The following is an 11,398-nucleotide window of genomic DNA, read 5'->3' as shown; positions in this document are numbered from 1 at the left end:
GGGGGGGGGGGGGGGGGGGGGGGGGGCGCCCCCCCCCGCGGGGGGGGGGGGGGGGGGGGGGGGGGGCCCCCCCCCCGGCCGCGCAAGATGCCAAGATGCGGGTGTCGCGGTTTGGACCGCTGGCCCTCACCCCCAACCCCTCTCCCGCATGGCGGGAGAGGGGAGCAAACCGGCGACGTTGCGTTACGTCGCCATGTACCGACTCAAGCGAACGTATCCACCTCGCCCCGTGCCAGCGGGCGCGGGGTGCGGGGGGTGGCGGCGACCGGGGTGGCTGGTTCGTTGCCGAAGCCCGTGGTCTGGCCAAAGCTGCTGCCGCTGGCCTGGCGTTGCGGCTGCTGTTGCTGGCCGCCCGAGTTGGCCTGGGCAAAGCCGTCGGCGCCCACCGAGGTCTGGCCGAGCTGGATGCCGGCTTCGGCCATCGACGTGCGCAGTTGGGGCAGCGCCGCTTCCACGGCGGCGCGCACGGCCTGGTGGGGCGATACGAACTGGGCCTGGGCCTGGTCGTTGACCACGTTCAGCACCACCTTCAGCGGGCCCAGGTTGGGCGGGTTCAGGTCCAGCTCGGCGGTCTGGTTGCCTTGCGTCGACAGGCGCACCATCTGCTGGCCCAGCGCCTGCGACCACTGGCTGTCGCCGACGTTCGGCGCGATGACCGGGCGGGCTGCTGCGGCGGCGGCGCTGGCATGGCCGGCGTGGTTCGGGGCCTGGGCCGCCGCCAGGGCGGATGCCAGCGTGGCGGCGCTGCTGCTGTTGGTGGCGCCCGTGTCGGCGGCCTCGCCGGTGCGGGCGGCGGCCTGCGCGGCGGCGAACGGCGTGGCGGACGGCTGGCTTGACGGAGCAGCCTGCGTGTTGTCCGCGATGGTCGGCGCCGGCTGGTTCGACTGGCCGAGGTTGCCCTGCTGCTGGCCGGCGCCCTGGCCGCCTGCGTGCTGCGGCGCGCCTTGAGCGGGTGCGGCGGTGGTGGCCGCGGCCAGCTTGTCGGCCGTGGTTGGCGAGGCGTTCTGCAGCGCGGCGCGTTGCTGGGCGATCAGCGCCAGCGTGTCGCCCGCGTTCGGCACGCTGCCCTTGGGGGCTTCCGTGACGATGCCGGCCGGCACGTTGGCGTCCACCTGCGCCTGCAGCGCGGCGGCGTCCGGTGCGGCGGCCGGCGCGGCGTTGGCTGCGGTGGCGGGTGCCGTGGCGGCAGGCTGGCCGGGCAGTCCCGGCAGGCCGGTCAGCGCGGTGCCATCGGCGCCGGCGCCGGTGGGCTGGGCCTGCTGCGGATTGGGCAGCGGGGCCAGCAGCGCGGCGGCGGCCAGTGCGGCGGCCACGGCGGCGGCGTCGGCGCTGGCCGTGGCCGTGTCGTCCTTGTCGGCCGTCTCGGGGTCGGCAGCGTCCGCCGTATCGGCCGCGCCATCCTTCTTCGCCACCTTGGCGTCGTCCTGCTTCGGCAGCGCGTTGTTCGTGCCGGCCTGCTCGGGCTGGGGCTTCTGGGTGTTCTGCCCGGCATCGGGCTTGCTGTCCCTGGCGGGCACCTTGGCCTGCTGGGCGGCCGGCTGGCCGTCCTGGCGCGCGCGCGTCAGCGTGTCCTTGAACAGGTTGGCATCGGCGCCCTTGCCGCCGGCGTCCGGCGACTTCAGGCTGTTCAGGGCTGCGGCGGCGTTGCCGGCCAACTGGCTGATATCGATCATGGTGGTATGGGGCAGGTCAGTTGTGGCCGCTTGCCGGCTGGCGGGCGATGCGGGCGGCGTATTCGTCGTTGGCGCGCTGTTCGCGGCGCGTGGCTACCTGCTGCTCGCGCGTCTCGGCGCGCGTGATCAGCGTGTCGAACGAGTTCTGGCGGCGCTTCTGCTGCTGCCAGTGGGTGCGGCCGGCCAGCAGGTCGGCCTCGGCCTTGGCCAGCGTTGCCGTCTGCTGGCGGATGGCGTGGTCCAGCGAATCCAGGAAGCGCGAGAAATCCTGCCAGCGGCTGGACGTCATGCCCTCGGCGGCAATCGCCTGCATGCGCGCGCGGTACTCGTGGCGGTACTCGGTCAGCGCGTGCAGTTGCTGCTCGGCCTGCGTGCGCAGCCCCTGCAGGCGGCCCAGCTCGCGCGCGGCCTTGTCCGTGTTGTCCTGGGCGATGTCGGCCAGCGTGTTCAGCGGCGAAGTCTTAGCCATGGTGGGTTGCTCCGATGGTCGCGTGCAGCTGGGCAATCGACGCCTCGTAGTCGGCGCGCTCGTGGATGTCCTGCTGCAGGAATGCCTCCATGCGCGGATGCAGGCGGATCGCGAGGTCCAGCTCCGGGTCGTTGCCGGGCACGTAGGCGCCGACGCTGATCAGGTCGCGATTGCGCTGGTAGCGCGACATCAACTGCTTGAACCGCCGCACGGAGGCAAACTGCGGCGGCTCGATCAGCGCGGTCATGGCGCGGCTGATCGACGCTTCCACGTCAATGGCCGGGTAGTGGCCGGCCTCGGCCAGGCTGCGGGACAGCACGATATGGCCGTCCAGGATGGCGCGGGCCGAGTCGGCGATCGGGTCCTGCTGGTCGTCGCCCTCGGTCAGCACCGTGTAGAACGCGGTGATCGATCCGCCGCCCTCGGGGCCGTTGCCGGTGCGTTCCACCAGCGTCGGCAGCTTGGCGAACACCGACGGCGGGTAGCCCTTGGTGGCGGGCGGCTCGCCGATGGCCAGCGCAATCTCGCGCTGGGCCATCGCGTAGCGGGTCAGCGAATCCATGATCAGCAGCACGTGCTGGCCCTTGTCGCGGAAGTACTCGGCCAGCCGCGTGGCGTAGGCCGCGCCCTGCATGCGCAACAGCGGCGAGCAGTCGGCCGGCGCCGCCACCACCACTGACCGCTTGCGGCCTTCCTCGCCCAGGATGTTCTCGATGAATTCCTTCACTTCGCGGCCGCGCTCGCCGATCAGGCCGACGACGATCACGTCGGCGTTCGTGTAGCGCGCCATCATGCCCAGCAGCACCGACTTGCCCACACCCGAGCCCGCGAACAGGCCCATGCGCTGGCCGCGGCCCACGGTCAGCATGCCGTTGATGGCGCGCACGCCGGTGTCCAGCACCGTTTCGATCGGCGCGCGCATCAGCGGGTTGATCTGGGCGCCCGACAGCGGCACCTCGCTGGCGGCCGTGATCGGGCCCAGGCCATCGAGCGGACGGCCGGCGGCGTCGAGCACGCGGCCCAGCAGGCCGTCGCCCACGGGCAGCCGCTTGGAGCCCGGCTCGCGCGGCGCGCTCACGCCCTTGGGCAGCGGCGACGGTTCCAGCGGATAGACGCGCGCGCCCGGCACCAGGCCGGCCACGTCGGATTGCGGCATCAGGTAGAGGCGGTCGGCGCCAAAGCCCACCACTTCGGCCTCGGCCGTGCGCGGCCCGCCATGCGAATGCTGGCCCGCCGGCAGTTCGATCAGGCAGTCGCTGCCCACGGGCATGCGCAGGCCCACGGCTTCCAGCACCAGACCGGCGGCGCGCGTCAGGCGGCCACAGGTGCGCTTGCTGTCGATCTCGGCGATGCTCGACGACGCGGACGCCAGCGCGTCGCGCCAGCGGCCGGTGTGCGCGGCGGCGGCGTCGGGGGCGGGGGCGGCGGCCGGGGTGTCATGCATGGGGCGGCTCCCACGGGTCGTTGCGGCCCAGCGCCTTGATCACGCGCTCCCAGCGCGTGGCCAGCGTGCCGTCCAGTTCGCCGCTGGCCGCGCTGGCGATGCAGCCGCCACGTGCCACGGCGGGGTCGGCGCGCAGCGTCCAGCCGGCGGCCTGGAGTTCGCCCTGCAGGTGGGTTTCCACCAGCGCGACATCGTCGGGATTGAGCAGCAGGCACGGCGCGCCAGACAGCGGTGGCTCGGCGTTGATCAGTTCGCGCGCGGCGGGCACCAGCGCGGCGGGGTCGATTTCCATCGTCTTGCGCACCAGCTGGCGCGCCACGTCCAGCGCCAGCGAGATCAGCGCATCGGCAATCTCGGTATCGACGCGGCCCAGCGCGTCGCGGAAGTTGCCGGCCAGCTCCTGCAGCCGGGCCGCTTCGCTGCGGGCCGATTCGAGGCCGCGCGCGTAGCCTTCGCGGTGGCCGTCGCCGTAGCCCTGCGTCTGCCCCTGCGTGTAGCCCTGGGCGTAGCCTTCCTTGCGGGCGCCGTCGCGCATGGCGTCGAGCGCGGCGAAGTCGATCGGCGGCGGGGGCGGGGGCTCCACCGGCAACTGCGCGGCCAGCACCTTCTTCAGGGCGTCGCGCGGGTCGAGCGATTCGGGCTGCCAGCGCTTCCAGGCGTCGCCGCCGGTGTGGCGGCGCCCGGGCGGCTCGAAGCCCTGGAAGCCTTCGTCGCTGCGGTGAAGGTTGCCGAGGCCGCGCGGCGCCTGCGGCGTGCCGCCCGCGTCGCGCATGTCGTGCATGTCGCGCATGTCGGACCGGTCCGGCGTGCGGCCGCCCTGGCCGCTGCCGGGCGCCGCAGGCGCGCCGAAGAACCCCGGGTCGCCGCGGCCCGGGCCGCGGCCTGCGGCAAAGCCGCGTTCAAACGTAGGCATCGTCGCCTCCGCCAATCTGGATTTCGCCGGCCTCGGCCAGGCGTCTCACCACCTGCAGGATGGCCTTCTGCTCGGCCTCCACCTGCGACACGCGCACCGGACCCAGCGCGTCCAGGTCCTCGCGCAGCATCTCGCCGGCCCGGGTCGACATGTTGCGGATGAACTTGTCGCGCAGCTCCTGCGGCGCGCCCTTGAGCGCGACGATGAGCGATTCGGTGGCGATTTCCTTGAGCACGCGCTGGATGCCGCGGTCGTCCACTTCCAGCAGGTTCTCGAACAGGAACATCTCGTCGATGATCTTCTGTGCCAGGTCGGCGTCGTGCGTGCGCACGCCGTCGATGACCGCTTCCTCGTGGGCCGTGCTCATCAGGTTGATGATCTCGGCCGCCGTGCGTACGCCGCCCATGCGGCTGCGCTTCAGGCTCTGGCCCGCCAGCAGCTTGGTCAGCACGTCGGTCAGTTCCTGCAGCGCGCCCGGCTGCACGCCGCCGAACGTGGCAATACGCAGCACCACGTCGTTGCGCAGGCGCTCGGTGAAGAAGCCCAGCACCTCGGACGACTTCTGGCGGTCCAGGTGGATCAGGATCGTGGCGATGATCTGCGGGTGCTCGTCCTTGATCAGCTCGGCCACCGACGTGGCTTCCATCCAGTTCAGCGAGTCGATGCCGCCGCCCGGGTCGCGGGCTTCCAGGATGTCCTCGATCACGGACAGCGCGCGTTCCTCGCCCAGCGCCTTGTTCAGCACGCTCTTGATGAACGAGCTGGAGTCCACGTTCAGCGCCAGGTACTGCTCGGTCTCGCCGCGGAACTCGGCCAGCACCTCGGCCATTTCCTCGCGGGTCACGGCCGACAGGTTGGCCATGGCCGAGCCCAGCTGCTGCACTTCGCGCGGCGACAGATGCTTGAAGACCTCGGCGGCCGAATCCTCGCCCACCGCCATCATCAGGATGGCGCTCTTCTGCAGGCCCTTCTCGGGCGCTCCCTTGTTAGCCTTCGTCATTTGCCATCCAGGTCTTGATTACGCTGGCGACCAGGCGCGGGTCGCGTTGCGCGGCGTCGCGCACCAGGGCGAGATCGCTTTCGTATTTGGCCGCCAGGCGCAGCACTTCCGGATTGGTTTCCTCTTCCGGCGGCGGCAGCGCGGCGTCCGCTGCGGCGGCGTCCGCGGTGTCGATCGTGGGCGGCAGCGGCGGCGCGGTGTACTTGCGCAGCACCGGACGCGCCACCTTGAACCACAGGAACATCGCCAGCAGGGCCAGCAGCAGGTAGCCAACGCCGGTCTTGGCCAGGTCGATCATCTGCGGCTGCTTCCAGAGCGGCAGTTCCGGTTCCTTGTTGTTCTCGGCCGTGAACGGGCTGTTGACCACGTTCAGCGAATCGCCGCGCTCGGCGGAAAAGCCCATCGCTTCCTTGGTCAGGTTCTCGATCTGGGCCAGTTCCTTGGCGCTCAGCGCCTCGGTGACCGGCTTGCCCTTGGCGTCCACCTTGCTGCGGTAGTTCACGACCACCGCCACCGACAGGCGCTTGACGCCGCCCGGGGCCTGCTGCACGTGGCGCACGGTGCGGTCCAGCTCGTAGTTGGTGGTGGCGTCGCGGCGGTTGCTGCTCGGGCCGGTCTTCTCGGCCGTCTGCGTGGCCTGGTTGGCCTGCGCCTGGGCCGGCGGATTCGGCTGGCCGGGCTGGCGCGGCGGCTGCGGCGTGGTCACCGGGGCCACGGCGGCGGCTGGCGGCTGGTTCGACAGCGCGCCGGGCACGCCGCCGACGGCCGAGCCGCCCTGCTGGTTCGATTCGCTGGTCTGCTGGCTGCGGATGGCAGCCTTGGTCGGGTCCTGGTTCGGCTTGAAGCTTTCGTCGGTGTGCTCGACCGACGAGAAATCGATGTCGGCCGTGACCTGGGCGTGGACGTTGTCCTTGCCCAGGATCGGCAGCAGGATCGATTCCACGCGCTTCACGTACGCCTGTTCCACCTGCTGCACGAACTTGAGCTGGGTGGCGTCCATCGAGCGGTCGTTGCTGCCCGAGAGCAGGTTGCCGTGCTGGTCGACGATGGAAATGGACTTGGGCGTCAGTTCCGGCACGCTGGACGACACCAGGTGCGTGATGGCGGCCACCTGGCCTTCATCGACGGCGCGGCCCGGGTAGAGCTGCAGCACCACCGACGCGGTGGGCTTCTGGCGCTCGCGCACGAACAGCGTGGGCTTGGGGATGGCCAGGTGCACGCGGGCCGACTGCACGGCGCCGATGGATTCGATCGAACGGGCCAGCTCGCCTTCCAGGCCGCGCTGGTAGTTCACCTGCTCGGCAAACTGGCTGATGCCGAACTTCTGGTTGTCCATCAGTTCCATGCCCGTGGTGCCGCTCTTGGGGAGGCCCTGGCTGGCCAGGCGCAGGCGCGTCTCGGCCACCTTGTCGGCCGGCACCATCACCGCACCGCCGCCTTCGGCGAACTTGTACGGGACGTTCATCTGCTGCAGCGACTGGATCACCGCGCCGCCGTCGCGTTCGGACAGGTTCGTGTACAGGACCTTGTAGTCGGGCTGGCGCGACCACATCACGCCCACGGCGATGGCGGCAACCAGCGCCGCGCCGCCCAGCATCAGCGGAAGGCGCGGGTTGCCCTTGAGTTTTTCGACCAGGGCCGCGCCGTTCGGCAGGGTGGCGGCCGCGTTCATGCGCGCATCTCCGGCTTGGCCGGGCATACCCTGCCCTTACCACTCTGGCCTTCGCTGCCGTTAATCATTCCGGCACGGCTCACATTACGCTGCAGACAAAACACGCGCACTCCCCGCGATAGTTGATGTTCCCTGGCCGTGGGCGGTAAGGCAAAAACGCGGCGAACCGCCAGATCCGGCACGGTAGCGATGATCGGTCAGACGGCTGATGGACAATCGGCTGAATAGGCCATGTTTTCCCGCCGATTTCAGCCTTTGGGAGGAGGCGGGCCGCCAGTACAGTGCGAGGGCTGAAACAGGGACCGACGTGACGTTTTCGGCACGTTGGGCGACTTCAGGTCGCATTTCCCCCTGTCTCCCCTTCATCCAACCTGTACGAGCCATGACCATTTCCTCTATCGAAGGCATGCTCCAGCAACTGCGCGGCCTTGCGCAGGTGGCTGGCGGCGGCACCGCGTCCCAGGCCACGGCGGCGGCGTCCACGTCCGGCTTTGCCGGCGAGCTGCAACGATCGCTGCAACGGCTGAACACCAGCCAGGAACGCGCCTACGGCCAGGCCGAGGCATTTGAAGTGGGCAAGCCCGGCGTGTCGCTGAACGACGTGATGATCGACATGCAGAAGGCCAACATTTCGTTCCAGACGGCCGTCCAGGTACGCAACCGCCTGGCGGCGGCGTACCAGGAAATGATGAACATGCCGGTGTAAGCCCGCGCGGCACGGCAGCAGTACGGATTTCCAGAGCACAGAAGGAACGCCATGGCGACACAGAACATGACGGTTGACGATGCCATGCAGCTCGCGGCCAACGCCTGGGTGCAGGGCAACCCCGCCCAGGCGGCCGACATCGCGCGGCAGATCCTGGCGAACCGGCCCGGCCATGTGGGTGCCCGCCATCTGGACCTGACGATCCGGCACGGCGTGAACCACCTGCAGTTCACCGCCATCGGGCTGCACCGGCCCGACCTGTACGACATCGGCGACTTCAGCTACGGCGTGCCGGCCGTGTTCCCGCACAACCAGGCGGACCAGCCGGCGCGGCTGCGCGTGGGCCGCTATTGCACGATCGCGCACGACGTCAAGGTCATCCTGGGCAGCTACCACCGCCACGACTGGCACACGATCTACCCGTTCACGGCGCCCAACTTCGGCACGCTGTTCCGGCCGGCCCGGCCCGTGCCGGACTTCTCGTCCACGCGCGGCGGGGTCAGCATCGGCAACGACGTCTGGATCGGCGCGCATTCGGTGATCCTGTCGGGCGTGACGATTGGCGACGGCGCGGTGATCGGCGCCGGCTCGGTGGTGTCGCGCGACGTGGGCGCCTACGAGGTCTGGGCCGGCAATCCCGCCCAGTTCGTCAAGCGCCGCTTCGACGAGGCCACCAGCGCCCGGCTGCACGCGCTGCGCTGGTGGGACTGGCCGAAAGAGGAAGTGGAAGCCAGCATCGGCTGGATCATGAACGAAGGCGGCCCCGCGCTGGACAAGCTCGCGCAGCACAAGGCCGCGATGATCCACAAGATGCGCGCCACCACCAAGGGCGAGCGCATCGTGGCCGGTGCCAGCGGCATCGTCCGGCTGCGGCTGCCGCAGCAGTGGAAGGCCGGCGCGCCCACCTGGGTGGTGCTGCATGGCTCGCTGGGCTCGATCGACGGCGTGAAGGACTTCGAGGCCGCCGCGCCCGGCGTCAACCTGGTCTTTGCCGACCTGCCGGGCTCGGGTGCGTCGTGGTACCCGGCCGACTACTCGGCCGAAGGGTTCGCGCGCGAGCTGCGCCCGGCCATCGACCAGGCCATCGACGGCGACTACCGCATCGTGGGCGTCAGCTTTGGCGGCGCGGTGGGCCTGGCGATGGCGCGCGACAACCGCCGCTGCCAGGGCGTGCTGCTGCTGGACACGCCGTTCGAGGCGAAGAAGCTCTGGCACAACCACCAGTTCCTGCGCGGCGCCATTGCCAGCGACCCCGACAACCAGCACGTGCGCCGCTTTGCCTGGGAAATCTACGGCGTCACCGAGCACGCGCTGACCGAGCGCACCTACTGGCACCTGCTGGACGACCTGCCCACGCCGGTGCAGGTGCTGACCGGCGACGTGCCGATGCACCCGCCGCGCCGCACCGCCAAGGTGGCGTGCTGCCTGGACAAGGAAGACCTGGCCGCGCTGCGCCGCCGGGGGATTGGCGTGCAGCAGGTGGCCGGCGGCCACGACCTGATCCACGACAACCCCGCGGCAGTCGTCAAGGCCATGGACGCGTTCGCGGCCGAGGCCGTGGCCGCCGCCTGATCCGCCACTACAACGGACCTGCCCACCATGCCGGGGCAGGCCAGCATGAGTCATGGGAATGAGCAAAGAATCTCTACGCGCAAAGATTGCCGGTCTCGTCGAAGAGTACGCGGCACTGGTCCAGAGCGAGACGCCGGGCTTCCGGCCCGGTGAAACCGTCATCCCGCCGTCGGGCAAGGTGGTGGGCGCCCCGGAAATGAAGGCGATGGTCGAGGCGTCGCTGGACGCCTGGCTGACCACGGGCCGCTTCAACGACGCGTTCGAGCAGCGGCTGGGCCAGCTGCTGGGCGTGAAGCACGTGCTGACGGTCAACTCGGGCTCGTCGGCCAACCTGGTGGCGTTTGCCACGCTGACGTCGCCGCGCCTGGGCGATCGCGCCATCCGCCCCGGCGACGAGGTGATCGGCGTGGCCGCCGGCTTTCCGACCACGGTCAACCCGATCCTGCAGTGCGGCGCCGTGCCGGTGTTCGTCGACGTGGAACTGGGCACGTACAACGTGGACGCCAGCCGCATCGAGGCCGCCATCACGCCGCGTACCAAGGCGATCATGCTGGCCCACACGCTGGGCAACCCGTTCAACCTGGACGTGGTGACGGCGCTGTGCCGCAAGTACAACCTCTGGCTGGTGGAGGACTGCTGCGACGCGCTGGGCGCCACCTACAACGGCCAGCTGGTCGGCACGTTCGGCGACATCGGCACGCTGAGCTTCTACCCGGCCCACCACATCACGATGGGCGAGGGCGGCGCGGTGTTCACGAACAACCACGCGCTAAAGACCATCGCCGAGTCGTTCCGCGACTGGGGCCGCGACTGCTACTGCCCGCCGGGCAAGGACAACACCTGCAACCGGCGCTTCTGCTGGAAGCTCGGTAACCTGCCCGAGGGCTACGACCACAAGTACACGTACTCGCACCTGGGCTACAACCTCAAGATCACCGACATGCAGGCCGCCTGCGGCCTGGCGCAGATCGACCGCGCCGAGGGCTTCATCGCCGCGCGCCGCCACAACTTCAGCTTCCTGCGCGAGCGCCTGGCCGCCTGCAGCGAGATGCTGATCCTGCCCGAAGCCACGCCGAACTCGGACCCGTCGTGGTTCGGCTTCCCGGTGACGCTGCGGCCCGAGGCCAACGTGCGCCGCACCGACGTGGTCACCTACCTGGACCAGTACCGCATCGGCACGCGGCTGCTGTTCGCGGGCAACCTGACGCGCCAGCCGTACATGATCGGCCGCAACTACCGCGTGGTGGGCGACCTGACCAACTCGGACATCGTCATGAACGACACGTTCTGGCTGGGCATCTATCCGGGGCTGTCGGAGTCGATGCTCGACTTTGTGGGCGAGAAGCTCGAACAGTTCTTCGGCATCGGATTCTGACCATGCAGTGCGAGGCGCTGGCGCTGCCCGGCTGCTTTCTGCTGCACGGCGCCCGCCTGGGCGACGCGCGGGGCGACTTCATGAAGCTGTTCCACGCGCCCACGCTGGCCGCCCAGGGGCTGGAGACCGCGTTTGCCGAATCGTACGTGTCGACGTCCCACGCGGGCGTGACCCGTGGCATGCACTTCCAACGGCCGCCGCACGACCACGCCAAGCTGGTGAGCTGCCTGACCGGCCGCGCGCGCGACGGGCTGGTGGACCTGCGGCGCGGCTCGCCGACCTTTGGCCGCAGCCTGAGCCTGATGCTCAGCGCCGACGTGCCGGCCATGCTCTACATCCCGCGCGGCATCGCGCACGGCTTTGCCGCCCATGTCGACGACACGCGGCTCTGGTACCTGGTTTCCAGCGTGCATGAGCCGGCGGCCGACGCCGGCATCCATGTGGACGACGTCGGCATCGACTGGTGGGACGGTGCGCCCGCGCTGGCCGGCGCCACGCCGATCCTGTCGCCGCGCGACACCGCGCACCCGTCGCTGGCCGCGTACCTGGCCCACACCGACTTTTCCTGAACCGC

Annotated in this window: 10 protein-coding genes; 4 read left to right on the top strand and 6 right to left on the bottom strand. The window is 70.3% G+C overall.

Going from position 1 to position 11,398, the window contains the following annotated elements:
• Positions 1-203: 203 nt before the first annotated feature.
• From QTN24_RS17135 to fliF, 6 genes are read right to left on the bottom strand one after another with little or no spacing between them, the layout of a single operon-like run.
• A complete protein-coding gene (locus QTN24_RS17135; RefSeq protein ID WP_313838517.1) occupies positions 204-1,673 on the bottom strand; it encodes a flagellar hook-length control protein FliK in 1,470 nt (489 codons plus the stop codon).
• A 16-nt stretch (positions 1,674-1,689) separates the two neighbouring features.
• Positions 1,690-2,142, bottom strand: coding sequence for a flagellar export protein FliJ (fliJ, locus tag QTN24_RS17130; RefSeq protein ID WP_313838516.1), 453 nt, complete (start codon positions 2,140-2,142; stop codon positions 1,690-1,692).
• The gene (gene fliI, locus QTN24_RS17125; RefSeq protein ID WP_124686112.1) at positions 2,135-3,586 is read right to left on the bottom strand and encodes a flagellar protein export ATPase FliI; all 1,452 of its coding nucleotides are present in this window, start codon (positions 3,584-3,586) and stop codon (positions 2,135-2,137) included. Before fliI ends, fliJ begins: the two co-directional genes overlap by 8 nt.
• On the bottom strand, positions 3,579-4,499 hold the full coding sequence (gene fliH / locus QTN24_RS17120) for a flagellar assembly protein FliH (protein ID WP_313838515.1): 921 nt from the start codon (positions 4,497-4,499) through the stop codon (positions 3,579-3,581). The genes fliI and fliH overlap by 8 nt, the downstream gene beginning before the upstream one ends.
• Positions 4,486-5,499, bottom strand: a complete 1,014-nt coding sequence (gene fliG, locus QTN24_RS17115) for a flagellar motor switch protein FliG (RefSeq protein ID WP_124686114.1) — start codon at positions 5,497-5,499, stop codon at positions 4,486-4,488. The genes fliH and fliG overlap by 14 nt, the downstream gene beginning before the upstream one ends.
• A complete protein-coding gene (fliF, locus tag QTN24_RS17110; protein ID WP_313838512.1) occupies positions 5,486-7,171 on the bottom strand; it encodes a flagellar basal-body MS-ring/collar protein FliF in 1,686 nt (561 codons plus the stop codon). The genes fliG and fliF overlap by 14 nt, the downstream gene beginning before the upstream one ends.
• 382 nt (positions 7,172-7,553) lie before the next feature.
• Here fliF and fliE point away from each other — a divergent pair, with 382 nt between their 5' ends.
• From fliE to QTN24_RS17090, 4 genes are all read left to right on the top strand, one after another.
• Positions 7,554-7,877: a flagellar hook-basal body complex protein FliE gene (gene fliE, locus QTN24_RS17105; RefSeq protein WP_124686116.1), complete on the top strand. Its 324-nt coding sequence runs from the start codon at positions 7,554-7,556 to the stop codon at positions 7,875-7,877.
• 66 nt (positions 7,878-7,943) lie between these two features.
• Positions 7,944-9,449, top strand: a complete 1,506-nt coding sequence (locus tag QTN24_RS17100; protein WP_313838509.1) for an alpha/beta fold hydrolase — start codon at positions 7,944-7,946, stop codon at positions 9,447-9,449.
• 58 nt (positions 9,450-9,507) lie between these two features.
• Entirely contained in the window at positions 9,508-10,824 is a 1,317-nt protein-coding gene (gene rfbH / locus QTN24_RS17095) for a lipopolysaccharide biosynthesis protein RfbH (protein ID WP_313838507.1), read from the top strand.
• A 2-nt stretch (positions 10,825-10,826) separates the two neighbouring features.
• The gene (locus QTN24_RS17090; RefSeq protein ID WP_313838505.1) at positions 10,827-11,393 is read left to right on the top strand and encodes a dTDP-4-dehydrorhamnose 3,5-epimerase family protein; all 567 of its coding nucleotides are present in this window, start codon (positions 10,827-10,829) and stop codon (positions 11,391-11,393) included.
• Positions 11,394-11,398 lie beyond the last annotated feature (5 nt).

Origin of the sequence: Cupriavidus sp. SZY C1 (assembly GCF_032190535.1) — a bacterium.
Classification (GTDB): domain Bacteria; phylum Pseudomonadota; class Gammaproteobacteria; order Burkholderiales; family Burkholderiaceae; genus Cupriavidus; species Cupriavidus pauculus_C.
Note: the sequence above shows the minus strand (reverse complement) of the source record. Positions and strands in the feature narration are given on the sequence as shown.